Source organism: Rhodococcus sp. O3 (genome assembly GCF_048897285.1).
GTDB lineage: Bacteria > Actinomycetota > Actinomycetes > Mycobacteriales > Mycobacteriaceae > Rhodococcus.
The window spans coordinates 19252-44162 of sequence record NZ_JBMBTE010000042.1 but is presented as its reverse complement, the minus strand read 5'-3'; the positions used below and the strand labels follow the sequence as shown (position 1 = coordinate 44162).

Genomic DNA, 24911 nt, shown 5'->3' with positions numbered 1-24911 from the left:
TGCGTTCGAGATTCGCGACGGCCTGCGCCAGGTCGTCGAGCTGCTGTTTGCCCTCGTACGCGCTCGACCGTTGCAGCGCCTCGAGATTCGCGCGGGCCTGCTCGAGTTCCCGCTCGGTCTCGGCGAGCTGCTGCTCGACGCTCGCACGTTCGGTCCCGGACCGCAGCCGGTCCGCCGCCGCGGCGTGCAGCGTCTCGATCCCGGCGTCGACCGCCGCCAGCCGCGCCGCGACCTGCTCGACGTCCGCCCGCGCCTGCTGCCGCAGGTACTTCCCGTACACCGTGACGAACCGCTGCGCTGCCTCGTCCGCCGCCGACAGCGACTCGAGCACCCGCGCGACCTCCTCCATGTCGGAGAACGAGCGGGCCGCCTCGAGCACCAGCCGGTCGTCCAGCGGGCGCAGACCGTCGGTCAGCGCCTGCGACAACCCCTTCGGGTCGAGGTTCTTCGCCAGCTGTGGCCGCCGCAGCGTGAGGATCAGATTGATCAGCTGCTCGTAGCGTTGCGCGCCGAGCCCGAACAGCCGCGCGTCGATCGCCGCCCGGTAGTCCACCGGCCGATCCGACACCGCGTCCGCGCCGACCTCGTCGATCAGCTGCTTGCGGGTCAGCGGCCGATCCTCGGCGTCGAGCAGCGAGAAGTCCACTCCGACCCGGCCGTCGACGACGAAATACCAGCGGGTGACCTTGTCGTTGCCGCGGGTGGCGCGCATCCCGATGCCGACCGTCACGGCCTCCGGATCGTCGCGGTCGCCGCGGCAGAACTCCATCCACACATACGAATACGCGCTGTCCTGCCCGCGGTAGAGCAGGTTCGACCGCATCGTGCGTTCCTCACCGGCGAACGGATTCAGGCGGCGCGGCTCGATCCGGCCGTCGAACACGAACGGGAACAGCACCTCGAGGGCCTTGGTCTTGCCCGACCCGTTCGGACCGCGCAGTACCAGGCGCCCGTCGGCGAACGAGAACTCCTGGTCCCGGTAGTCCCACAGGTTGATGATCCCGGCCCGTGTCGGCCGGAAACGGGCACTGCTCATGACAACTCCGCCTCGCTCGAGTCTCCCGGATACAGATCGATCTGCGGGTCCCGCTCCCGGACGGTGACCGTGACCCCGCGGTAGCGCGCCAGCGCCGGCAACGCCAGCACCCCACCGGGCACCCGCACCACCAGCCGCAGCTTCTCCAGCAGATCCAGCGCCGCCGCGGCCAACCCGGCCGGATCCGCCTGCCACTGCGCCGCGAACGTGCGCCCGTAGGCGTCGACGAGCTGCCCGACCGTCGAGGCCAGCCAGCCGTCCTCGATCAGCGGATGCAGCGCCGCCGGCCGTTCCTCGGCCGGCTCCGGCAGCGGATCGGAACCCGACCCTGCGCCGTCCTCCACGACGAGCGCCGCGAACACCCCCGCCGCGGGGATCGCCGCATCCACCGCCGCCACCAGCGCCTCGTGACCGTCCGCGGGCAACGGCATGCGCAGCAGCCCGTCGTCCCCGTCCTCGAGCACCCGGACACTGATCTCCCCGGCCAGCAGCAACGCCAACTGCGCCACCGACCCGGTACCGGGAAACCGCAGGTCCGACAGGCGGCCCGAGGAATCCACCAGCGCCACGCCCTCGGCGCGACGCTCGGCGACCAGACCGGTCAGCAACTCCACATCCGCCGCGGTCCGCGGCAACGCCAACTGCAACGCCTCCGCGTCGTCGAGTTCCTCCGCGTACAGCACCGGCCGCTGCACCAGCGCGCGGCGCACCCGCCGCGCGACCTCCGCCGCCGCGACCGGACGCTCCGGATCCGCCGGGACGCCGCCGTCGGCCAGCAACCCGCGCACCGACCGCAGATGCTGCAACACCCGCGGCGGCCGCAACAACGCCGTCACCACCGCCCGGTCGATGTCGTACAGGGCCTCACCGACCTCCGGATCCGACGCCCACCGGCCCGCATCCCCGTCGGCCAAGGTGATCGCACCCCGCGTGCACAACCACGCCACCGCATCGACGAACGCGTCCCGGTCCGCGGCCCGGTCCGCCGCCAGCTCCACCCCGTCGACCTGCGACGCCTCCGCCGCCACGTGCTCGGCCAGCTCGGACAGGCTGATCTGGTTGCCGGCCCGCCCCAGCGCCGCCAGCGCCAACGCCAGATACGCGTAGCGACGCCGATCGAACGGCCGATCCGACACCGTCGACGTGCCCGCACCCGGGTCGAGCCGATCCGTGACCGTGAACAACCGGGCCGTCGTCTCGGTCACCTCGAGCCGATACCCGAACACCTCGAGCAGATCGGCGCGCAACTCCGTCGCCCACCGCCGCACCAGCGGCAGCGCATTCGGATCCGGATACGACACCGTCACCAGATGGTGAGTGAGAATCAACCGCACCGCCCGCTGGAACGAATCCAGCTCGAGCGACGGAATGCTCCGCGCCTTCACCGCACGTCCACCGACAGACCGTCCAGATGCAACCGGCCCCGCGCCGTGTGCACCACCATCGACTCCGCGCTCGGCGTCAACGTCAACGTCACCCCGTTCCCCGAACCCGTCGCCGAATGACCCACGCGCGCACTGATCGGCACCCGCGCCGACAACGCCGCATCCAGCAGACCCAACAGCACCTCGGTCTCGGCCTCCGACAACTCCCGCTCCCGCACACCCCCGGTGGCCAGCGACGCCGCGGCCGCCGCGCGGCGACGCTGCGCCTCGAGCTGCACCTCCCGCAGCCGCCGGATCCCGGACTCGTTCCGCACCACCTTGCCCGGCGCCCCCGCCGACGGGGTGCGGCCCGTCTCGGCGAGCGTCCGGGAGATCTCCACCGGCGGCGCCTCCCACCACGACATCCCGATCGGCACCGCCTCCGCATCCGCGTGCGGCATCGCGAAATGCCGCGGCCGGCCCAGATCGAACACCACCCCGAACAGGGCGTGCGCCGCCTCCTCGCTCGGCGCGGCCGCGAACCACCCCGCCAGGTGCCGCAACTGCGACTCCCGGCTCACCCCGCCCTTGCGGGTCTCGGTGACACGCCGCAGCAACGCCAGCACCGCGGCGATCGCGCTCATCGTGCCCTCACGCAACCGATCGGCCTCGCTCGGCGCCGATCCCACCCCGGCGAACCAGTGCTCGATGCCGCGCCACCGCGACCGCCAGTCCGCCTCCCGCTCCTCGACCGGCAACAGGACCCGTTCGTCGTGTGCCGCGGCCCGCGCCAGCAGCTGCTCGACACCGGTGTCCTGCACCCGCTCGAGCGCGGCGGTCAGCTTCGGCGCGAACCGCGCCAGATCCGAACTGAACTCGCGCATGTGCATCAGCAACGCGTCCTTGTGCGCCAGGAACACCTCCGGTGTGATCTCCGTGGTCCGCACCATGTCACCGAGCACGAGATAGAACCGGGCCGCGCGTTCGGCCATGTCCGACAACGTCGCATCGAGCCGCGTGAGCTTGCGGATGACCAGCTCACCGTCACCCGCCTCGTTCGCCGCCGCGAGATCGGTCAGATCCGCCAGCAGATCCGCCAGCGCCAGCCGCGACAGCGACGCATCCTCCCCGCGGCCGCTCAGCACGTCCTCCACCGCCCGGAACGCGTGATAACCGGGCCGGGTGAACTGATACACGAAATGCCGGTTCCGGTACTCGGCGAGCGTCGCCGCCCGCGTCCCGTCGTAGCTGCGCTCGAGCAGACCCCACGCGTGCAGCTGCTCGAGCAGCGGGGTGACGTCCTGCGCCGACAACGCCGCCGCCGGATCGTCCCCGCCGATCCGCCCGAGGATCGACGCGACCTCCCCGGCATGCAGCAACACCACATAGTTGGCGCGGGCATGGTCGAACGCCCGCAACACCCACAGATACTCGGCGCGCTTCTCCGCGGTCGCGAACGAGAACAGCCGCAGCCGCTCACCCCGCGCGATCGGGTCCTCGACCCTGCCGGGATGGGACTGCACTGTTTCACTCACCGTGACAGGGTAGGCGGACCGGGGCGCCGCACCCGCATCACCCGCCGACCGTGTCGGTCACGCCATCTCGAACTGCTTCCCGAGCGGCACGATCGGCCACGAGCCCAACTTTCGTAATCCGGCCCACAGGAACTGCCGATCCGTCGATCATGGAATGAGACCCCGGGCCAGCGAAAAGGCGTTGTCATGGGACACCCACGATGCTTCGAGACGTCGGTTTTCGCGGTCCGGTCGAAGCGTCCGGGTCGCGCGGTGGCACGCACCGCAGAGGCTGTCGGCCTCGCCGCGATGGCGCTGCTCGGCAGCATCGTGCTGGGCGTCACGACGACGGTGGCGCCGCCGGTGACGTTGTCGGCGACAACCGCGCTGATCATGGGCACCTCAACCGTCCCGACCCCCGACGACTACTGGGTCGAGAACGTGATGGACAAGTTCATCGTGCCGACTCATCCGGGGCAGACGATCACGCCCGTCGCGGTGACGACCCCCGAGGAGGGCTGGCCCCTCGGTGGAGTCCTGCGCGTCCTCGAATTCGTGCTCGGACCCCCGGAAATCTGGGGACCCGGTGCCCCGGGCTGGCCGGACGAGCCGTGGTGGAAACTTTCGGGGCTCTTCGATCGCACCCTGAACCAGTCGCTGCGGGCAGGGCTGGACGATCTGGAGCAGGCGATGGCCGCGCACGGCAACGACCATCTGGTGATCTACGGGTACTCGCAGAGCGCGATCCTGGCGAACATGGAGAAGCGCAAGCTCGCCGAGCAATATCCGGCAGGAACCCCGGCTCCCGATGTCGACTTCGTGCTCGGCGGGGATTTCAACGTTCCGAACGGTGGCTTCTTCGCTCGGTTCCCCGGCCTCTACATCCCGATCCTCGATTGGTCGTTCGACGGCCCCGAGCCGACCGACACCCAGTTCGACACGGTGGTGGTCACCCGGCAGTACGATTTCTTCGCCGACTTCCCGGCGTATCCGCTCAACCTCGTCGCCGATGTGAACGCGCTTCTGGGCTTCTTCTACGTGCATTCGTACCCGTTCGACGTCAGCCTGGCCGATCCTGCGGCGTCGTCGGCTTTCCAGGGCACCCACGGCGACACGAGCTACTACTTCTTCCCGACCGAAGACCTGCCGTTGTTCGGTCCGCTGCGCACACTCGGTGTCCCCGAATCGGCGATCGACGTGGTGGAGCCGACCGCCCGCGAGATCGTGGAACAGGGCTACGACCGCAGCATCCCGCCCTGGCAGCCCACCCCGGCACGCCTGATCCCTCCGTTGGACCCGGCGAAGGTCGCCGCAGACCTGACAGCCGCGGTCAGGGAGGCCGTCGGCAACGCCCCGGCCGTTCCGGGGAGACCGGCCACCGGCCCCGGCCGGCCGACACCGGTCGAGCCGGCGCCCTCGATCCCGCCGATCCCCGTACCGGACCCGACGAAAATCACCGCTGATCTGGTCGACACGGTCCGGGAAGGTTTCGACAACGCCCTGGCCTCCCTCGCGCAGTTCGACGCTGGGGAGTGAACCCCGACGATCAGCGCTGCACCGCCTTCGCGATCGTCACGAACCGGGTCACCCGATTGCGTTGTTCCGAGGTCAGCGCACCCCGAGCATTCTCGAGCGTCCGGCGCGCGCCGACCACCGACCGCACCACCACCCAGCCGCGGGCCCGGTCCTCGTCGAGCCCCCCGGCATCGACCACCGCCTCGAACCGGCGCACCAACCCACCCCGGACATCACCGGCCAGCTCGTCCCAGCGGTGCCACAACAGCGGCACCGGCTCGAAGTTCGGGTCCCCGGCCAGCGGTTTCGGATCGATCGCGAGCCACGGCAGACGGTCCCCGACCAGGATGTTGCCGTAGTGCAGGTCGCCGTGCAGGATCACCGCCGCGTCCTCGTCGGCCGTCAGCTCCCGCGCCAGCGCCGCGGCCTGCTCGACCAGCCGGTGCGGGATCGGAACATCGCGGGGCAGCCGTTCCAGGATCTCGGCCTCCCGCCCCATGTGCGCGGACAACCGGCGCAGCCGCGGGACCGCCGGACGGTGCAACCGCCGCATCAGCTCCCCGGCGATCCCGCACGCCTCCACATCCCACAACCCGGTCAGGTCCTCGGAACCGAGCCGCTCGAGCAGCAGCGCGCGGCGCGCGGGATCGGCCCGGACGAGTTTGGCCGCGCCGTCGCCGTGCCAGTGCTGCAGCGCCAGGTACTCGTGTGCGGACTCCTCGTCGGGGAAGCCGACCTTGAGGACGGCCGGGCCACCGGAGGCGTCGCGCACCGGCAGGACCCGCGACCGGTGGCCGTGGATCGCGGCGCCGTCCGGCGTCAGCCGCCACTCGTCGACGATCCGTGCCAGCAGACGCGGCGATTCGTCGACCCAGGCGGCCCACTCGGGGCCACCGTCCACGGCTTCGCGCGGGCCCGGGCTCACCCCGCGTGCGCGGGGACCGGTTCGGCCACCACCTGCACGGGTCGGTGCCCGGGATCCGGCGAGCGGAGGGGCAGCGGGTCGACGGTGATTGCGTTCGCCCCGGGTGCGAGACCATGGGCGCGTTCGAGAGCGCCGAGGGCGTCGTCGAGGCGGTCGAGCAGCGGTTGCAGATGCGGCAGGCTCCGACTGCACGAGGTCAGACCGAAGGCGATGGAGTCGTCGGTGCTCGTGCAGGTGATGTTCAGGGCCTGGCCGTCGACCGGAACGGAGAGCGGATACACCGCGTCCACGCGCGCGCCGTTCCAGTACAGCGGGTGCGCCGGGCCGGGCACGTTGGAGACGATCACGTTGAACGGAGGTCGCGGCAGCGCCCGGTTCCGGGTGAGCATGCCGACCGCCAGCGGGGCGACGCCGAGTGCGCTGGTGGCGAGCCGGGACAGCGTGGACATGCCGTGCATTGCGTCCTTGCCCTGTCCCATCGACGCGGACACCGCCGCGAGCCGCTCGGCGGGATCCGCGACGTCGGTGGCCAGATTGCACATCAGGACGCCGACTTCGTTGCCCGAGCAGCCCTTGTCGGGCCGCAGGCACACCGGCACCATCGCCACGAGCGGCTTGTCGGGCAGCTCGTCGTGATCGCCGAGGAACGCGCGCAGGGCCCCCGACGACATGGCGAGCACGACGTCGTTGACGGTGGCGTCGGCCGCTTTCGCCACCGCGCGCAGCCGCTCGAGCGGCCACGACCGGGCCGCGAACCGGCGGGTTCCGGAGATGGGCACGTTGATCATGGTGTTCGGTGCGGCGAGCGACAGGGAGCCACCGCGGCCGTGCAGCGCGCGATCGACCGTGCCGACGAGGGCCGGAACGAGACCGATCGCCTCCCCGGCGGCGGCACGGATCGTCTGCATCGCGGCCTCGGGCAGACCGAGTGCGGTCCCGGCGGTATGGGTGCGGCTCGGCGGCTCGATCGGTTCCCACGGCGCGGGCATGCCGGTGCGGTCCGGGTCCGGGCTCAGGGCCCGGCGCAGCAACTTCATCGCACCGACACCGTCGGCGAGCGCGTGATGGATCTTGGTGTAGACCGCGAGACGGCCGTCGGCGAGACCCTCGATGAGGTGCACCTCCCACAGGGGGCGGTGGCGATCGAGCAAGGTGCTGTGGAGCCGCGAGACCAGGTCCCACAGCTCGTCGAGGCCGCCGGGCCGCGGCAGCGCATTGCGCCGGACGTGGTACGACAGCGAGAACTCGCGGTCTTCCTCCCAGGCCCACTGGCCGAGCGTGCCGAGCGACCGCACCGCGCGCTTCCGCCACAGCGGATCGACGTGGTCGTCGCGGAGCGAGTTGGTGAACCGGGCGCTCAGGTCGGTGGCCGTCATGCCCTCGCGGGGCTGCAGAAGAATCAGGCCGCCCACGTGCATGGGGCGATCACGGGTCTCGCCGAGAAGGAACATCGAATCGGTGGGCGACATGGGTAGACGCATGTGGATGTGTTTCCTCCGCTCGGGTTACGAGCAGGTCGTGGCGGGTTCCCCTGCGACCCCGCCGGAATGTGCCCTCGAACCATGATTCACATCACAGTTGTGTGACGCGACACAATTTGTACGGCATCCGGGGGTGTTCCGCCAAACCGGAGGGTCCGATTCGGGGATCGGTGGGGTTTTCGTCCGATTCTGCTGGGTGGAGGGAGCTCAGGCGGCGGGCCGATCGGCGGGCTGGAACAGCTCGACCAGGTTGCCGGCGGGGTCGGCGAGCAGGATCTGCCGGCCACCCGGCCCGGCCACCACCGTGCTGCGGAACTCGACGCCGTCCCCGCGCAGGCGGGCGATCTCGGCGTCGAGGTCGCCGACGACGAGATGGATCCGGTTGCGGCCCGGATCCGCGAACTCCGCGGGCGTGGCGCGAGCACCCGAACTGGCCGGCCCGGACAGCAACAGCCGCAACGAACCCCGGATCACGTCGGCGAAGGCGGGTGCGGGGTTGGTGAGCACGGTGAAGCCGAGATGGCGGGTGTAGAAGTCGATCGCCGCGGGCACGTCGTCGACGAGGTAGCGGACGCTGACGTAATCGTCGGAGGTGGTCATCGGATACTCCCTGTCAGGGTCGGGCGGGTCGTGCTGGGGCGGTGAGAGCCTCGATCAGGTAGCGGATGCGGGTGTCGATCTCGGTGGCGCTGGCCCGGAAGGCCGGATAGGTGTCCTCGTCGGAACCGCCGGCCGCTGCCGGATCGGGGATACTCCAGTGGATCCGGCGGGTGTCGTCGTCGCCGAATTCGGGACAGACCTCCCGGGCCTTGTCGCACAAGGTCACGACCGTGCCGAACCGTCGGCCGGCGAGGGTATCGAGATGGCGGGGACGTCGATCGGCGATGTCGATCCCGAACTCCTCGCGCAGCACCCGCACCGTGTTGGGGTGCATGTCCGGTTTGGGCCGGGTCCCGGCGCTGATCGCCTCGACGCCGCCGTCGGTGCGCCGCCGCAGCAGCGCCTCCGCGATCGCCGAGCGGGCACTGTTGCCGGTGCACACGAACAGCACCTGTGCGGGTGCAGGACCTGGGATGGGCACGGGGGGTACGAGGGTGCGGCCCAGCGCCGGATGCAGTGCGGCGCCGGCGCCGGCCAGCATCTCGGTGCACCGGTCCAGGTCCAGGTGGTAGTAGCTGTCGCGGCCGTCGAAGCTGCTGCGGGTGGCCCGCACCAGCCCGCCGTCGCGGAGCAGGCGCAGATGGTAGGAGATCAGGTTCTGCGGCTCCCCGATCAGGGACACCATCTCCCGGACCCGATGGTCGCTTCCGGACAGGGTGGTCATCAACTGCCACCGCACCGGATGTGCGGCCAGCTGGACGAAGGACGGGACAGAGCGCGCCGACTCCATAACCCCAGGGTATCACCATTACATCAAACCAATTCGATGTAATTTCCGGGTTACGCGAGAACAATCAGGACGGGGCCGCACCCCTGGACCCACGGACCACCAACTGCGTCGGCAGCACGTTCCCAGCCGGTTCCACCTCGCCCAGGTAGGTCTGCCGCCCGAGCATCTCGATCGCGCGGGAGCCCGCATCCTCGGTGCGCTCGGCGCGCGTGGTCAGGGTCGGGGTTCACGGATCGGCTCCCGTGGCATCGACCGCCCCGCTTCCCGGCAGCGCAGTACGCTCGGTCATCGAAGGTTCTCCCCGAAACGAGGATGATGACCGCTCGTGAGGTTCGTGCAGACGCCCGCGGTGGTGCCGAACCCGGTGCTGCTGCCCGCGCACTGGTGACCGAAGTCGCCGAACTGTCGGTCACACGACACGCCGAGATCGTGCAAGCCATGATCGACCGGCTCACCTCCGAGATCGGCGCGATGTCCACGGATCGTCCGACCCGGAGCATGCTCGACCGGGCCGCGGAGGACGGCGTCGCCGTCATCACGCGGTTCCTGCGCGACGACCTCGACGAGATCGAGATCCCCGACGCGTCGTACGGTCTCGTCCGGATGCTCGCCCGGCAAGGACTTCCGGTCACGGTCGTGGACCGGAGCAATCGCCTCGCCCAGGACTGCATCCTGCGGTGGTGCCTCGAGGTGCTCGCGGGCCTCAGCGACGACGCGGAGGCGGTCATGCAGGCGGGCGTGGCGATCCTGACGAAACTGTCCGTCGGTATCGACGGGATATCCGAGCGCCTGCTCGCGGTGTACGAGGCCGAGCGCGACATGTGGCTGTTCAACCGCAACGCGTCCCGTTCCGCGCGGATCCACGACATCCTCGCCGGCCGCCCGATCGAGGTGACGGACGCCGAAGCCACACTCGGCTACCGGCTCGGTCAGCACCACCTCGGCGTGATGATCTGGACCGACGAGACCGAGACCGTCGACAACGAGCTGACCGAACTCGAACAGGCGGTGACCACCCTCGCGGACCACTTCGGGGCGGGAAGCCGGACGCTGTTCGAACCGTTCGACGAGCACACGGGCTGGGCGTCGATTCCGCTCGGTGGGGTCTCGCAGGTCGAATTCACGGAACTGCCCTCGATCGTCGCGAGCTGGGAGCGTCCGTTCATCGTTTCCTTCGGAGACCCGCAAGACGGAGTCGACGGGTTCGTCCGCACCCATCGGCAGGCCGCTCAGGCCAGATCGGTGGCGCAGGCCTCGCAGCTGCCGGGACCGCGATTCGTTCCGATCAGCGCGGTCGGTGCGGTGGCGTTGATGTGCCACGACCTCGACGCGGCCCGGTCGTGGGTCGGTGACGTCCTCGGGCCGCTCGCCGCAGACGATCTCGGCGCCGAGCAGCTACGCCGCACCGTGTACGAGTTCCTCTCCAGCGGAGGCAGTTACATCGCCGCCGCGGCCCGGTTGCACATGCACCGCAACTCCGTCGCCTATCGGATCAACAAGGCCGAAGAACTGCTCGGCCGGAGCGTGCGTGAATCCCGGCTCGACCTCGAGAACGCCCTGGCCCTGTGTCACTGGCTCGGCGCCGCTGTGCTCACCCCGTCGGCCGCGGCTCCCGCACCCGCCAGGTGAACGAAAATCCCGCCGACAACCCCCGTCCAACCGGCGGCCGCCGGAGAGCTCGGAACCGTGGCCCGGACGAACTCTCCGATCTCGGCGATTGCCCGCAAGATTCGGGAAACAGGTCGGCCGCGGCCTGAAGGACGTGCATCTGCCGACCCCGGACCTGCAGTTCGGAGTGCGCTACGGAGGATTCACCGGTCTGCGTGCCCACTGAATGTTGCTCCGGTCGGGCGGAGCGCACAGTGCCGTCGTCGCCCGGCACGCGGTCGGCGGCGTGACAGTCCTCACCGGAGGCCCCGAGCGGGACGAACCCCCATGGCAGAGCCGGACGAGGCCACGTTTTCTGTGCGGACAGCCCAGTGCTCCGCAGGCTTCTGTGTGCCGGCAGCCCGATGGAATCCGGACGGAGGCGACCTACCGTCGAACGAAGGTGATGACGGGAGTCCCGTCGTCACCCTCTCGATGGGGAAAGACGCAGCCGCGACGTGGTGCTCCGGCTGTGTCTCGTAGACGATCCCTAGCGCGGAAAGGACCTCGATGGCCGCCGACCTCGAACCAGTTCGCTCCGGCATGACCATCTTGCGGTGTGAGCACTGCGACACGCCCCTGGCACCTCAGACACCGAAGTGCTCCTCGTGCGGAAGCTCGGAACTCCGGTCGGTGTGTTGTTCCGGTGCCGGCTCGATCGTGTCCTGGAAAGTGCTGCCCCACGCAGCGAACGGGCGGCACCGCGACCAGGAGCCGGTCACGCTCGCGATCGTCGAACTCGACGACGGACCGTGGGTCTACTCGGAGATCGAAGGGTCGTTCCCCGATTGCGCCGACGCACCGGTGCGGGTGGAGTTGCGGTCCGTGTGCCCCGCCGAACGGTTCCCCGTGTTCGAGGTCTGCGCCGCCTGACTCCCCACGCCGGCCGCTCACACGCGGTGCCGGTCACTGCGCCGGGGGACGCTTCGCCTCCTCGCTGCTCTCGGTTCGTTCAGTGCTTTCGCTGGCCCTTTCGGTACTTTCAGGGGCCCTTACGCTTTCGGGGGCACGGAGGGCTCGGGTGGCCGTGAGCTCGGTCCGCAGTTCGGCGATTTCGGCACGCAGTTCGTCACCGCGCTCACGCGCGGCCGCCTCGGCGGCCGCCGAAGACGCGGCCGCGACGCGTGCCTGCTCGAGCCGATCGCGGAGGTCCGCGCTGCGTTCCCGCTCTGAGCCCAGTTCCGATTCGACGCGTTCCAGCGCGGCGGACTCCCTCTCGAGCGACGCGCGGACACGTGTGAGTTCGGCGCGCGTGGCCTGCAGGTCGGCGGACAGGCGATCGCGCTCCTCGGCGGCCCGCTCGAGAAGGTCCCGCGTTTCGGTGATCTTCGCGGTCAGCTCGGAGACGGTGCTCCGCAGTTCCGCGGTGATCTGCTCGTGCTCCTCCTGGGTATCGTCCAGCTGTTCCTGCCAGCGACGCAACGTCGCGGCGTGATCGTCGGTCACTCGGGCGAGTTCGGCGTGGTGCGCGTCCCGAAGCTCCCGCACCTGCTCGGCGTGGGCGGCGCGGGCGTCGGCGAGTTCGGCATCGACGGCGCTCACGGCTGCATCGGCGTTCTCGCGATCCTCGGTTGCCTTCGCCAGCTGCTCACGCAGGCGGACGATCTTCGCGTCCGCATCGGCCTTGACCTTCGCGAGTTCGGTGGACGCGCGGTTCAGCTGCGCTTCGAGCGCGGCGGGATCGGTGAGCTTGTCGAGGGCCGCAGTGATCTGTGCCGCGACGGCGTTGTACTGCTCGAGACTCGCCGCGGTCAACGCGCGCAGTGACGACACCGCTGCCGCGAGGTTGCTCGCGCCTTCGGCCGGATCTGCGGGGGACGTGAGTTCGGCGAGCTGGGCTGCTTCCTTGCGCTGCCGTTCGCGTTCGCGGTGCGCCCGCACCCGATCCGCGGGGGAGGCGTACTTGCGTGGCCGGCCGACACGCGGCTTCGACTCCTCGGCAGCGTCGTTCTCGCCCATTCTTCGACCCTTCAGCGTCATGAACACCATTTATATCGTTGCAACACAAGTAACGTAACACAAAATGAAATGAAATGAAAGTAGGAGAGGTTGTAAAACTGCAGGTCAGGTTGGGTGTTACCAGCGGCGTCATCGGATAGTTCGTCCCGACCACAGAAAAATTCGTTCCACGCATGCATAGATGCATACGTACGCATGAAAATGATCTGATCGTCATAATCCCCACTTATGACGATCAGACCGCAACGAGGATCGAAAAACTGGGTAGGGGTGGGGTGCCCCCGGCACCGCGGTGCCGGGCACCCCGCGGGTACCGGCGAGAAGGGTTCCTCGACCTGGGAAAACGGACGTGCGAGCGTCAGCTGATGTGCAGATCCGGCCATGGTGGCCGGCGGAGAATGGCGAGGGTGGCGATCGTAGCGGCGACCAGCCCGATCAGTTCGCCCACCAGTGCGATCCGGGTCCCGTCGACCGCCGCTTCCCAGCGGACCTCGCCGCCGTGCACGACGAAGACCCCCAACGGCTTCGGAACCGGCGCCGCGTCGGTGCGCCGGAACCGGGGGCGACGGAGGTCCGTCACGGTGATGATGGTGGTGCCGTCCGCCGTCTCGTGCGGTTCTCCGTAGACGCGGGCACCGGCGGTCGGCAGAGGATCGGCGACTGCGTGGATGTTCATGGCCCTCCCTCGAACTGTGGTGGGTTTCCGGTCGACACGCCGATCCACCGTCGCATCGGGCGGTGCTTCACCGCGGTGGATACGGTGCGTTGAGTCGGATGGGCCGCGGACTGGGACGAAGGGGAGTGTCACAGTGACGAAAGATGTCGGTGGCGCAGAACTGGTGTCCTCCGGCGTTCCCGCGCATCCCGGACCGGCCGGGGCGCCACCGACTCTCCCGGCCGGCGCCGAGGACGCGATGCGCCGGCTGCGCGAGAAGGCGTCCTCCGACAACACCCGTGCCGCGCACGCCGCCGACTGGGACAAGTTCGTTCGCTGGTGTGAGAGATCTGGAAACACCCCGCTGCCGGCATCGCCGGAACTGCTCGGCTGGTATCTCACCGAGAAGTCGGGCGAACTCCGTCCCGACGGCCGCTGGGCGTACGCGCCGTCCACTCTGGCGCGGTGGGTCGCGACGATCAACAAGGTGCACGCTCTCGCCGGCCTGCCGGTCCCGGGGCGGAACGAGACCGTGCGCGACCTGCTGCGGGGAATCCGGCGCAGCCGCGCGACCCCGGCCGCTCGGCGCACGCCGCTGCTCACCGAGGACGTGCGGGCCATCGTCGGGACCATGCGTGCGACCGCGACCGGGTTCGCGGACCGGGTCGCCGAACGTCGCGATTCGGCGCTGCTTCTGATGGGGCTCGCGGGCGCGTTGCGCCGCTCGGAACTGTGCGCCATCGCGGTCTCCGACGTCGTCGCGCACCGCTCGGACGGCCTCTACGTGACCATCCGCCGTTCCAAGACCGACCGTGACGCCCACGGCCGTGTCGTCACGCTGCCGTACGGCCGCGATCCGCAGACGTGCCCGGTGTGCGCGTACCGGCGGTGGCGCGAGGTGCTCGACGTGTGGGACGACGGTGGTCGCGCGGCCGCGGTGTCGTTGCTCGAGGACGCGGCGGACGAGCTCGGCGATCACCACTGCCGCGGCCTGGCGTCGAACACGGCCGGCCCGGACCGTTCCCTGTTCCGGCCGGTCCATCGCACCGGTTCGATCGGTTCGGGAGTGCTCACCGGCCAGTCGGTGCACTCGATGATCCAGCGACGGGCCCGTCAGGCCGGCTTCAGCCCGGAACTCGTGGCCACGCTCGGCGGGCACAGCCTGCGCGCCGGATTCGTCACCCAGGCGGTGCGCAACGGCGCCACGACGCAGACGATCATGACGCAGACCGGGCACGCCGACGAGCGGATGGTCGCGCTCTACAGCCGCCACCACGCCGGCCTCGTCGGCAATGCCGTCACCGAGCTCGGGCTCTGAGCGGAACCGTCACCGACCGCGTCCGACCGGCCGCCGCCACCACGACTCGTCCGCCTCCATGCGGGACCTCAGATGGTCGGCCGCGTCCGGATTGCGGAACGGTCCGGCCAGCAGATCCGCGTAGACGTGCGCGGGTGCGACGAACCGCAACCCCTCCCGCCGTTCCATCCGGTCGAAGACCACCGGCGTCCACGGGATCGCCACCACGACGTCCGCGGCGCGGTCGACCGGGCGCAGCCCCAGGGCGGCGGCGAACTCGTCCGGATCGTCGGCGTACACCTCGAGCAGATCCGTGGGTGCGTAGTCGGTCGCACCCACGCCGGTCAGGACATACCCGAGGTCGATTCGCTCGGCGAGCTGGGTCCGCACCGCATCGAGACCGTCGGGCGCGGCGAAACTGCGAGTGGCACAAGGCTTCCGATCGGCCGCCCAGGCTCGCAGCATCGGTTCCCACCGCACGGAGGTGATCGGGCCTCGGGGGATCCGGCGGATCAGCTCGCGTTCGGTGAGGACCTCGACCACCCGGTACGCGGCGCCGGTGGATGCGCCGGACAGCTTGATCAGCTCGGGAACCGACATGTCGCCGACATGGTCGGCGAGTGCCCGCACGACCCGCTCGGACGGCTCGCCGGTCAGCACGCCCGAAGGCCGGCCGGGCCCACGCCACGGATCCGCATCGGCACCGCGGTTACGCACCCAGATCGCGGGCCGGGCGGCGACGAGCGTGAGATTGCCGGTGGCGTCGGCGTAGGAGATGCCGTGCTGGTCGAGCTGGCGGCGCACCGGATCGGACAGGTAGTGGGCGCACACGAACCCGCGGTCGGACTCGGTGAGTTCGGCCGCGATCCGCGCGATGTCGCCGCTGAGTACACCGCGGGACGTGATGACGGAATAGGAGACGGAGTCGCCGTCGGGAGCGGTGACGAGAATGCGCTTGGGTGCCTCGGGGGAGCGGGCGCGGTCGGCGGTCACCGACCATCCGAGGGGAAGGCAGGCCTCGAGGCTCGCCACCGCTCGGCGGTAGATATCGATGTGGCGTTCGGGGCGAGGACCGACGACCTCGACCGACCCCGTGGAATCATCCGCAACAGTCACACCAACCACAGTACTCTCTCTGTCCGCAACGGAACGGCAAGAATTTCGGAATCGGTGTCCGTTGCGGGCCCTTGGTCACCAGGACGGCCCCGGGGGAGTCCGCTGCGCCTGTCGGCGCGGGGCAGGGGAGCCCGATGCGATAGTTTCGACGCCATGAGTGACAGTCTCGGTCGGTACGCGTTCATCCAGGCCACGTGGCATCGCAGCATCGTCGATCAGGCCCGGGTGGGCTTCACCGACGAGATGGTGGCGCTGGGGCATTCCACGGACTCGCTGGAGTTCTTCGAGGTGCCGGGCGCGTTCGAGATTCCGCTTCATGCCCGCCGGCTCGCGCAGACCGGGCGCTACGACGGCATCGTTGCGGCCGGGCTGGTCGTCGACGGCGGCATCTACCGGCACGATTTCGTCGCGACCGCGGTGATCGACGGCCTGATGCGTGTCCAGCTGGACACGGACGTGCCGGTCTTCTCCGTCGTGCTCACGCCGCACAACTTCCACGAGCACGACGAGCACATCGAGTACTTCACCCGGCACTTCGTGAAGAAGGGCGCCGAGGCTGCACGGGCCGTCGATGCGACGGTGAAGTCGCTGCGGTCGCTGCCGACCGAGTAGCGCTTCTCCCATTCCCGTTCCGTCTCGTCCGGGCGTTGATCCGGACGAGACGGAAACCCGAAATATCTCGAACTGATCACCCGCTCGGCGCGCCGCCCGTCCGAAACCCACACCGTCCTGAAACGTGTGATTCATGCGCCCTCGCAGTCTCCAACTGTGTCTCGCCGTCGGAGCGTTCGCCGCGGGATCGGCCCTGGCATCGACCACCACCGACTCGTTCGCGTTCATCACCGGTGGCAGCAGGGTCGGCCTGCTGTTCTCCGGCGGCGCCGTCGGAGTGACCCTGGGCGCATTCATCGCTGCGGTGGTCGCCTGGGGAATGCGGATTCGGTCGCACCGGGCGTTTGCGGCCGCGGTCGGACTCGTGTTGATCGGTCTCTCGGCGGCACAGTGGGGAGGCGAGTACGGGGTGTTCGCTGCAGCGTCCGGGGCAGGCCTGCTCCTCGGTGCCCTGGCCGGGACTGTTCCACCACTCGGCGCTGGACGCGGTCAGGTCGCTGTCGCAGCAGGAGCTCTCGCAGGGATCCTGTGTGCCGAACCTCTTGCGCGGCTGGGACGTGAGTCGTCGCCGCGCCGGTATGCCGACTATCTGCCGGCGTCGTCCGAGCCCGACGTGGTTCTCCTGGTGCTCGTCGCAGCGGCGGTACTCGCCGTGTTCGTGCTGATGTGGCAGGCGGACACCGGGACCGTCCCCACGGAAGATGCCCGGTTGCGGGGGAGGGAGTGCTCGTCGGGATCGTTCTCCCCGCGGTCTGGCTGATCCTGCACTGGCGTTTCGTCGGGGCGGTGAGCGGCCTGCACGGAAACACGGTGTTCACGGGCTGGTGGTGGGGTGGGCTGGCTCTGATTCCGGTCACCCTCGCTGCGGCCGCATGGATTCCGGGTCCGTCGGGCGCTGTGCTGCTCGCCGGGACAGCGGTGGCGTTCGTCGGTCCGAGCGAACTTGCGTGGTACACGGAGCAGTGGTGGACGCTGCTGATTCCGGCGGCGCTGGCCGCGCTCGGGTCGGTGGTGGGCATCCGGGTGCGCCGCCCGTGGTTCGGCATCGTCGGACTCGTTGTCGTGGCCGTGACCGGCCTGGTGGAGAGCCCACCGTGGGACAACATCCACCTGGTCGCCGTGCTCGGGGTCCTTCCCCTCGCGGCCGCGTTTCTCGTCGCCTCGTGTCTGCCGGCGGCGCCGACCATCATGATGACGGCACTCGCGGCCCCGGCAGCGATCCTCGTGCCCCTGTCTGCGAGATACGGGTGGACCGCATACGCGCCGCTGCAGGGAGAGGGGATCGGAACGACGAGCGGTAGTGGACATCGGGTTTCGGCAGTGGTGGTGGGTGTCTCGATCGTGGCGTTGGGCATGGGAATCGGTTGGTTGCGGCGACGTCCGGCCGGGCAGCCGAAAAGCCCGGGAGACGATGTGACCGCCGAACCCTGACGGGACGGACGACGGGGTTCCGTGACGGAAGAGCCGTCATGGCGTCGAGTCTCGAGAATGCCGGGTGATCTCGGCTGCGGTCACGTCGGCGAGTCGTTGGGCGGTGTCGAAATGCGGGGTGAGGCGGGCTTTGGTCATGGCGAAAGCGGTGCCGGTGGCGGTGTCGGCCCAGACGTAGCTGCCGCCGCCCCCGACCCAGCCGAACGTGGTGGGTGTCTCGTCCGGTCGAGCACCGAGGCGGCCGAGGGGATAGCCCAGGGCCATGCGCGCCTGGGTGCCGAATACCTGGTCGGTGCCTTCGAAAGCCGGCGCCGTCACCTCCTGGAGTTGGCGTGAATCGATCAGCCTGCCATCGAGGACCGCGGCGTGCACGGCGGCGATTCCTCGCGCGGTGAAGGTGCCGACCGAGGGGATGTCCGCTTCCAGGATCCCGGGACTGTTGCCCATGGCCGCGGTGGGCTGCCCTTCCCACGGCGCGAGAATGCCGCCGACGTCCGGGGGAAGTGGTTGCGGGACGGAATCTTCGAGCCGTGCGAGTCGGTCCAGGTCGGTCCGCGGCACTGCGAAATACAGCTCACGGTCGAGACCCAGCGGTGCGGCGACCCAGTCGTGGAGGAGTTGCCGCATGGGTTTGCCGGTAGCTCGGCGTGCGATCTCGCCGACAAGAAAGCCGAAGGTGTAGGAGTGGTACCCCGTCTCGGTGCCGGGGCGCCAGCGTGGTTTCGCGGCGGCGATGGCGGTGCAGACCCGGGGCCAATCTGTCAGGTCGGCCGGGCCGATGTCACGAGGCATGGCCGGTACCCCGACGGTGTGGGTCAGCACGTGACGAAGAGTCGCGGTCTCCTTGCCGTGGGCACCGAACTCCGGCCACAGGTCGACGACCGGTGTGTCGTAGTCGAGGGCGCCGGTCCGCACGAGCAGGTGAGCGATCAGCGACGTCATGGTCTTGCCGGCGGAGAAGCTGAAGAACAGGGTCTCGGAGGCTACTGGGTGCCCGGTCCGGCTGTCGGCGACGCCCGCGACGGCGTCGACGACCAGCGCGCCGCGGTGATAAACGGCGACCTGTAGGCCGGTTTCGGCTCCGGTGTCGACGAATTCGTCGAGCAGACTTCGGATCCGGTGCTGCAACACCGACATCGCCCTCACCGCCTCGGCCACGTGTAGCGGGTCTGGCTGGATGTCGGCAACTTGCCGAACGCGAATCCGACCGTGGGCTCGACTCGATAGAGCCGGATGTCACCGGCAATGACGGCTTCGCCCAATCGATTCCAGGCGCCGTCGCGGCCGGTCAGGTGCGGGCCGTACTTCCGCTCGAAGTCTGCGAGGGCGTGTGCACGTTCGGTGCGCTCACCCACTGCGGTTGCGACGCCCTCGATGACGACATCCACACCTGTCAGAGAATTCGTGCCGGTCGTGAGCGCACAATGCGAATTGTGCTCGAGATTGAGCGCTTTGCGCTCCTGAGCACCGGTTGTGAAGCACAGACCGCCCAGACTCCATGCCGCCAGCAACGGCGTCACGTGCGGACGCCCGTCCGGGCGCACCGTGGAAAGCCAGAACACCTCCGCCGCATCGAGAATCGTCAACGCGCACGCCCACGGCGTTGCTTGCGCATCCGGAGATGAGAAGGGCCCCAGTACGACATCCGGTTCGTTTTCCGACATGTGAATGTCCCTAAGTCGGTGGGAATGATCTGTCGACCGGCTGAATCAGCAGCGATAGCAAGCGTATCCCCGCAAGCGGAGCTCCGGAGCAGTACTTCAGCGGGAGGCAAGTCTCTGGAACGTACGGAACTTACAGAAATGCAGAATTCTTCCGAGCGGTACACTCGATCGTCGGCCCGCATCCTTCCCGGAGTACAGAATCCCAGTCTCCGGATCCGATCGGGGAGCGGACGTCGGTTCGATCGGCTCCCGGCAAGGATCGCGCGTCGCCGGCCAGGTGGAATCCCTCAGGGGGAGAAGCGTTCACGTGCCTATGTGCCGTTGAGGGGAGGGGAGGGGAGCCGTCGACGGGCACATGCCCGGGGACCGCCGGAAGCAGGGGTGTCGTCGACCTCGCACTTCGAAACTCTGCAGACCTCCAACGTCGATCTCTGGGCTACCGCAAGAAGAAGGTGGAAATATTCCGAATATGACGGAACATACAGAAAAACCGAATCTCACCCCACCCCCGTACCAATCACCCAAGAAAGCAAACTCACGTTCCCGACCTCTCACCAACCCCTACAGGGCAGAGGTCGCAAAATGAACTGCGAGGCGCCGGTGACGGTGCTGGAAGAGTCGGGTGACGATCTGCCGGGCCAGCTCGTGACCGTAGGGGAGCCGCGCGAGAGGCGCGCGCAGTTCCATCGTGAGCCGGTCGTGCACGCGGGTACGACCGGGGCCGATCGCGGTGAGTGTGCGTTCGTGCTCCCACCGGCGCATGGTCAGCATCGTCGACTTCTCGTGGAAGCGCCGCCCGGGTTCGAGTTCGGCGATGGTGAGAGCGTCGTATTCCACAGGGAGCACACCGAACAGCAGCAGCGGGGCTTTCCCGAGCGGTACTCCCAGCGGAACCCGGTCGACGGTGGTGCCGCGCATCCGGCGCGGCATCCGCATCGCGAGCAGGGGCGCCAGTTCGTCGTTGATGCCGGCCGGGTCGGTGATGCGGGTCCACACGTCGGCCGGCTCGGCGGCGACGATCGAGTCGTGTTCGACGATCACGGGTTGGCTCATCGGACGGTCCCTTCGCCGGTTCCGCCCACCGTAGCCACCGCGATCGTCGATGGCCTCCAGGTCCCCGCGGTCTGCGACCGCCTCTAAGTCACCGTCAGCAGGATCCGTCCGTCGACAACGTGTGCCGGATAGGTTCGGACGGAACCGATTCCGGGGGTGGTGCAGGCACCGGTGTCGAAGGAGAACGCGTACTGGTGCAGCGGGCACACGACGACCGCGTCGTCGATCTGGCCGTCGGCGAGCGGGCCGGCCTTGTGCGGGCACATCGCGTCCGTGGCGCGAACGGTGCCGTCGGACAGCAGGTACACGGCGATCTGCCGGCCGTCGACGGCGTAGGTGCGGCCTTCTCCCGCGGTGAGGTCGGTGATCGCTCCGACGTCGACGGTCACCCCGTCGTGCAGGGCGGTCATCGGACCGGAACCTGGGGGAGCGGGAGCAGCGGCAGCGACGGGGCGAACTGCGCCGGGGATTTCGGTGCGGTGCGTTCGAGCCACGGGTCGCGGTAGCCGGCGATCGCGGCGGCGATCCGTTTGTCCAATCCGGTCACGATGTCCTCCTCGTCGTCGAGCAGCAATGCCTGCAGGCGGTCGATGCCCAGGCGCGGTACGAAGTCGTAGGTGCGTTCGAGCCACCGCGCGTTCTCGCGGTAGTACTGGATGAACCGTCCCGCGATGGTCAGGACCTCGTCACCGGAGTCGACGGTGGCGAGCAGGTCACCCTTGCGGATGTGCGCGCCGGCGGCTCCGCCGACGTAGATCTCCCAGCGGCCGTCGCCGACCGCGACGACCCCGAAGTCCTTGCACAGCGCCTCGGAGCAGTTGCGGGGGCAGCCGGCGACCGCGAACTTCAGCTTCGCCGGCGTCTCGAGGCCCTGGAAGCGGTCCTCGATGGCGATGCCGAGCGAGGTGGAATCGCCGAGACCGTACCGGCAGTAGTCGCTGCCGACGCAGGTTTTCACGGTGCGCACGGATTTGCCGTAGGCGTATCCGGACGGCATGCCGAGGTCGGCCCACACGTTCGGAAGGTCTTCCTTGCGGATGCCGAGCAGGTCGATGCGCTGGCCGCCGGTGACCTTGACCATCGGCACCGCGTAGCGGTCGGCGACGTCGGCGATGCGGCGCAGCTGGTCGGGGGTGGTGACGCCGCCCTTCATCTGGGGGACGACCGAGAAGGTGCCGTCGCGCTGGATGTTGGCGTGCACGCGGTCGTTGATGAACAGGGCGCCGCGTTCGTCGATCCAGTCGGGTCCCCACACCACGCGGAGCAGCGACGCGAGCGGCATCTTCGCGGCCGCGTCTTCCCCGGCGGGGGCGAGCGCGGCGAACACCTGCGACACCGAGCGCAGGTCCTGAGCGCGGATCGCGGTGATCAGGTCGGATTTCCTGAGCGGGATGCACGGTACGTACCAGTCGGCGGCGGGGTCGTCGGCGAGTTGACCGCCGGCCGCGCAGGCCACGATGTCGGCGACCAGGCCCTTGCAGGAGCCGCATCCCTTGCCGGCACGGGTCTTCGCGCACACCTCGGTGAGGGTGGCGGCGCCGCTGTGGACGCAGGCGACGAGGTCGCCCTTGGTGACGCCGTTGCAGTTGCACACCTGGGTGTCGTCGGGCAGGTCCGCGGCCACGTCGGGACCCTGGGGTTCGCCGATGTCGAACAGCAGCGCCGCGCGGTCCTCGGGCAGGTCGATCTTGCCGTCGAATGCCTGCGCGAGCATCGAGGCCTTGCCGATGTCGCCGAGCAGCATCGCGCCGATCAGGGTGCCGTCGCGGACCACGACGGCCTTGTACACGCCGCTGCGCGGATCGTAGAACTGGACGAACTCGTCGTCTTCGCGTTCGGGTCCCTTGACGCCCATCGCGGCGACGTCGATCCCGGCGACCTTCAGCTTGGTGGTGGTGCGGGAACCGGTGTAGGCGGCATCGGGGTTCGTGCCGGTCAGGTGTTCGGCGAGGACGACGGCCTGTTCCCACACGGGTGCGACGAGGCCGTACACCTCGCCGCGGTGCTGGGCGCATTCGCCGACGGCGTAGACGCTGGATTCGTCCTCGCAGCGCATCTGGTCGTCGACGAGGATGCCGCGTTCGACGACGAGGCCGCCGTTGCGGGCGAATTCGGTGTTGGGGCGGATACCGGCGGCGACGACGACCATGTCGGTGGCGACGGTTTCCCCGTCGGCGAAGCGCACGCCGGTCACGGCGCCGCGGTCGTCGCGCAGGATCGCGGTGGTGCGGGTGCCGGTGCGGACGGTGATGCCGCGCTTCTCGATCTCGGTGCGCAGCACCCGTCCGCCCCGCTCGTCGAGCTGCTGGTTCATCAGGTGACCGGGGGAGTGCACGACGGTGACGGCGAGTCCCTGGGTGCGCAGACCGTAGGCGGCCTCGAGACCGAGGAGGCCGCCCCCGATGACGACTGCGGACACGTCGTCGTGGGCCTCGGCCATCTGCAGCATGCCGTTGGTGTCGGCGATGGTCCGGAATCCGAAGACGCCGCGTCCGAGGCGGCCGTCGGTTTCACGGAGGCCGTCCATGTTCGGGAAGAAGGTGTTGGATCCGGTCGCGACGACGAGCAGGTCGTAGTCGACCTTGCGGCCGGATTCGCAGGTGACCGTCTTGGCGAACCGGTCGAGCTCGATCGCGCGGTCGCCGGCGTAGAGGGTGACGCCGTTCTCGCGGTACCAGCTCATTGGGTTGAGCACGAGGTCGTCGTCGTCGACGCCGGCCTCACCGGCGAGCACGTGCGAGAGCATGATGCGGTTGTAGTTGCCGTACGGCTCGTCGCCGATCATGGTGATGTCGAACTGCTCGCGACCGCCGCGCGCAAGGATTTCCTCGACGGTGCGTGCGCCGGCCATGCCGTTTCCGACGACGAGCAGCCGCCGGCGCGGGGTCTCCGGGGTGGGCGGTGTCGGTGTCATGCGTCGAGGGTCGGACGCCGCGGTGACGGTTCGACGGCACGAGGGTTACGCGGCGATCAGGAAGACCTCACAGCGGCGAGTCCGGTGCTGTCAGGTGCCTCGCTCGTGGTCAGGACCGCCGCGTGTTGAGGAGCAGGGCGATCGCGGTGACGAGTGCGGTGGCGATCGAGAATTCGATCACGGCGGTGCTGGCGCTCTGGTGGTTCATCAGCAGCCCCACCGCCAGGGAGGACAGTGCCATTCCGGTGTAGGCACAGGTGAAGAAGGCGGCGAGGACTGCGCCGCCGGTGTCGCGGGCGCCGGTGGCGATCGCGGCGCTCACCCGTTGCATGCCGCCGGCGAAGGTGAGGCCGTGTCCGATGCCGACGCAGACGGTGACGGCGAGCAGCAGGCCCAGGCTCGAGGCTGCGCCGACGAACGCCAGGCCGATCACGCCGACGAGGTTGCAGGCGAGGCCGATGCGTTGGGCGGTGAGCGGATCTGTGCCGCGCATCGACAGTTGGGTCGTCACGGAGCAGAGCAGCATCAGGGACGCCGCGATGGCTCCGACCAGGAGGTTCGACGTGCCGAGCAGATCGGTGGTCCAGGACGGGACGACGGACAGGAACAGTCCGGCGACGGCCCAGGAGGCGGCGACCGGGAGTGCCGCGCGCACGAAGACCGATCGGATCGCTGCGGGTACGCGGGGCAGTTCGAGCAGGCGGCCCCGGGGGCGGGTGGTCGCGGTGTCGGGCAGGGCCCACAGGGCGAGGAGGGCGGGGACGAGCGCGAGCACGAACACGGCGTAGGGGGTGACCAGCGGCAGCGGGAGGTATTCGGCGGCCAGGCCGGCCCAGATCGGTCCGAGTGCGCATCCGGCTGCTCCGGTGACGGTCGCGGCTCGTGCCGCGCGCCGGGGGTTGCCGGCCGGGACGTGTTCGAGGAGGGCGGCGGCTCCGGCGGCGGAGCAGGCGCCGATGGACAGGCCTTGCAGGAGGCGGCCGGCGAAGAGCCATCCGGTGGTGGGGGCGGCGGCGAGGACGGCGGCGCCGAGTGCTCCGGTGAGGAGGCCGGCGAGGAGGACGGGGCGGCGGCCGGTGCGGTCGGAGAGCGGGCCGAGCAGGAACAGTGCCGGGACGAGGGTGGCGACGTAGACGGCGAAGATCGCGGTCTGGGTGAGGGGGCTGAAGCCGAGGTCGGCTCGGTACAGCCCGTAGAGGGCGGTGGGGATGTTGGATCCGAGCGTGAGGATCGTGAGGGCGTAGCCGATGCCGTAGTAGTGCCGGCCGGAGCTTCGTGGCGGGGTTTCGTCGGTGGGGGTCACCGTCTTCATCGGCGAAATTGCTGAAGCCACGTAGG

At 69.4% G+C, this 24911-nt stretch carries 22 protein-coding genes and 1 pseudogene; 7 read left to right on the top strand and 16 right to left on the bottom strand.

The window, feature by feature from the left end; translation table 11 throughout:
• The 3 genes and pseudogenes from ACN675_RS14150 to ACN675_RS14140 all read right to left on the bottom strand — a co-directional run.
• Positions 1-1036: pseudogene (locus ACN675_RS14150) on the bottom strand (TIGR02680 family protein); the annotation flags it as partial.
• Positions 1033-2421 carry a TIGR02678 family protein gene (locus tag ACN675_RS14145; RefSeq protein ID WP_420751441.1) on the bottom strand — a complete coding sequence of 463 codons (1389 nt, stop codon included), beginning with the start codon at positions 2419-2421 and terminating at the stop codon, positions 1033-1035. The gene ACN675_RS14145 and the pseudogene ACN675_RS14150, both read right to left, overlap by 4 nt.
• The gene (locus ACN675_RS14140; protein WP_420751443.1) at positions 2418-3872 is read right to left on the bottom strand and encodes a TIGR02677 family protein; all 1455 of its coding nucleotides are present in this window, start codon (positions 3870-3872) and stop codon (positions 2418-2420) included. Before ACN675_RS14140 ends, ACN675_RS14145 begins: the two co-directional genes overlap by 4 nt.
• Positions 3873-4187: 315 nt before the next feature.
• Between ACN675_RS14140 and ACN675_RS14135 the strand changes: the two genes are divergently transcribed.
• Positions 4188-5450, top strand: coding sequence for a PE-PPE domain-containing protein (locus tag ACN675_RS14135; RefSeq protein WP_420751440.1), 1263 nt, complete (start codon positions 4188-4190; stop codon positions 5448-5450).
• A 10-nt stretch (positions 5451-5460) separates the two neighbouring features.
• On the opposite strand, the gene ACN675_RS14130 is transcribed toward ACN675_RS14135, so the two are convergent.
• The 4 genes from ACN675_RS14130 to ACN675_RS14115 form a co-directional block, all read right to left on the bottom strand.
• On the bottom strand, positions 5461-6354 hold the full coding sequence (locus tag ACN675_RS14130; protein WP_420751439.1) for an aminoglycoside phosphotransferase family protein: 894 nt from the start codon (positions 6352-6354) through the stop codon (positions 5461-5463).
• Positions 6351-7835 (bottom strand): WS/DGAT/MGAT family O-acyltransferase, encoded by a 1485-nt coding sequence (locus ACN675_RS14125; protein ID WP_420751438.1) that lies wholly within the window; start codon positions 7833-7835, stop codon positions 6351-6353. The genes ACN675_RS14130 and ACN675_RS14125 overlap by 4 nt, the downstream gene beginning before the upstream one ends.
• Before the next feature lie 207 nt (positions 7836-8042).
• Positions 8043-8435 carry a VOC family protein gene (locus ACN675_RS14120; protein WP_420751437.1) on the bottom strand — a complete coding sequence of 131 codons (393 nt, stop codon included), beginning with the start codon at positions 8433-8435 and terminating at the stop codon, positions 8043-8045.
• Positions 8436-8448: 13 nt separating this feature from the next.
• The gene (locus ACN675_RS14115; RefSeq protein ID WP_420751436.1) at positions 8449-9225 is read right to left on the bottom strand and encodes an ArsR family transcriptional regulator; all 777 of its coding nucleotides are present in this window, start codon (positions 9223-9225) and stop codon (positions 8449-8451) included.
• 315 nt (positions 9226-9540) lie between these two features.
• On the opposite strand from ACN675_RS14115, the gene ACN675_RS14110 reads away from it, so the two are divergent.
• Positions 9541-10854 carry a PucR family transcriptional regulator gene (locus tag ACN675_RS14110; RefSeq protein ID WP_420751435.1) on the top strand — a complete coding sequence of 438 codons (1314 nt, stop codon included), beginning with the start codon at positions 9541-9543 and terminating at the stop codon, positions 10852-10854.
• A 528-nt stretch (positions 10855-11382) separates the two neighbouring features.
• Positions 11383-11745: a Zn-ribbon domain-containing OB-fold protein gene (locus ACN675_RS14105; RefSeq protein WP_420751434.1), complete on the top strand. Its 363-nt coding sequence runs from the start codon at positions 11383-11385 to the stop codon at positions 11743-11745.
• Between the two features lie 33 nt (positions 11746-11778).
• On the opposite strand, the gene ACN675_RS14100 is transcribed toward ACN675_RS14105, so the two are convergent.
• Together ACN675_RS14100 and ACN675_RS14095 are read right to left on the bottom strand one after the other, a co-directional pair.
• On the bottom strand, positions 11779-12852 hold the full coding sequence (locus ACN675_RS14100) for a hypothetical protein (protein ID WP_420751433.1): 1074 nt from the start codon (positions 12850-12852) through the stop codon (positions 11779-11781).
• 337 nt (positions 12853-13189) lie between these two features.
• A complete protein-coding gene (locus ACN675_RS14095) occupies positions 13190-13507 on the bottom strand; it encodes a hypothetical protein (protein ID WP_420751432.1) in 318 nt (105 codons plus the stop codon).
• 238 nt (positions 13508-13745) lie between these two features.
• Between ACN675_RS14095 and ACN675_RS14090 the strand changes: the two genes are divergently transcribed.
• Positions 13746-14804 (top strand): integrase, encoded by a 1059-nt coding sequence (locus ACN675_RS14090; RefSeq protein ID WP_420751442.1) that lies wholly within the window; start codon positions 13746-13748, stop codon positions 14802-14804.
• Positions 14805-14813: 9 nt separating this feature from the next.
• On the opposite strand, the gene ACN675_RS14085 is transcribed toward ACN675_RS14090, so the two are convergent.
• Positions 14814-15899 (bottom strand): helix-turn-helix domain-containing protein, encoded by a 1086-nt coding sequence (locus ACN675_RS14085; RefSeq protein WP_420751431.1) that lies wholly within the window; start codon positions 15897-15899, stop codon positions 14814-14816.
• Between the two features lie 153 nt (positions 15900-16052).
• Here ACN675_RS14085 and ACN675_RS14080 point away from each other — a divergent pair, with 153 nt between their 5' ends.
• The 3 genes from ACN675_RS14080 (at position 16053) to ACN675_RS14070 (ending at position 17942) form a co-directional block, all read left to right on the top strand.
• Positions 16053-16511 (top strand): 6,7-dimethyl-8-ribityllumazine synthase, encoded by a 459-nt coding sequence (locus ACN675_RS14080; RefSeq protein WP_420751430.1) that lies wholly within the window; start codon positions 16053-16055, stop codon positions 16509-16511.
• A 133-nt stretch (positions 16512-16644) separates the two neighbouring features.
• Positions 16645-17271, top strand: a complete 627-nt coding sequence (locus tag ACN675_RS14075) for a hypothetical protein (protein ID WP_420751429.1) — start codon at positions 16645-16647, stop codon at positions 17269-17271.
• The gene (locus tag ACN675_RS14070) at positions 17235-17942 is read left to right on the top strand and encodes a hypothetical protein (protein WP_420751428.1); all 708 of its coding nucleotides are present in this window, start codon (positions 17235-17237) and stop codon (positions 17940-17942) included. Before ACN675_RS14075 ends, ACN675_RS14070 begins: the two co-directional genes overlap by 37 nt.
• Before the next feature lie 36 nt (positions 17943-17978).
• Here ACN675_RS14070 and ACN675_RS14065 read toward each other — a convergent pair whose 3' ends face one another.
• The 6 genes from ACN675_RS14065 to ACN675_RS14040 all read right to left on the bottom strand — a co-directional run bounded on the left by ACN675_RS14065 (position 17979) and on the right by ACN675_RS14040 (position 24906).
• Positions 17979-19079: a serine hydrolase domain-containing protein gene (locus ACN675_RS14065; RefSeq protein WP_420751427.1), complete on the bottom strand. Its 1101-nt coding sequence runs from the start codon at positions 19077-19079 to the stop codon at positions 17979-17981.
• 5 nt (positions 19080-19084) lie between these two features.
• Positions 19085-19606 (bottom strand): pyridoxamine 5'-phosphate oxidase family protein, encoded by a 522-nt coding sequence (locus ACN675_RS14060; protein ID WP_420751426.1) that lies wholly within the window; start codon positions 19604-19606, stop codon positions 19085-19087.
• 561 nt (positions 19607-20167) lie between these two features.
• The gene (locus tag ACN675_RS14055; RefSeq protein ID WP_420751425.1) at positions 20168-20659 is read right to left on the bottom strand and encodes a hypothetical protein; all 492 of its coding nucleotides are present in this window, start codon (positions 20657-20659) and stop codon (positions 20168-20170) included.
• A gap of 83 nt (positions 20660-20742) precedes the next feature.
• Positions 20743-21069: a nitrite reductase small subunit NirD gene (nirD, locus tag ACN675_RS14050; protein WP_420751424.1), complete on the bottom strand. Its 327-nt coding sequence runs from the start codon at positions 21067-21069 to the stop codon at positions 20743-20745.
• Positions 21066-23573, bottom strand: coding sequence for a nitrite reductase large subunit NirB (nirB, locus tag ACN675_RS14045; RefSeq protein ID WP_420751423.1), 2508 nt, complete (start codon positions 23571-23573; stop codon positions 21066-21068). The genes nirD and nirB overlap by 4 nt, the downstream gene beginning before the upstream one ends.
• Positions 23574-23682: 109 nt before the next feature.
• On the bottom strand, positions 23683-24906 hold the full coding sequence (locus tag ACN675_RS14040) for an MFS transporter (protein ID WP_420751422.1): 1224 nt from the start codon (positions 24904-24906) through the stop codon (positions 23683-23685).
• Positions 24907-24911 lie beyond the last annotated feature (5 nt).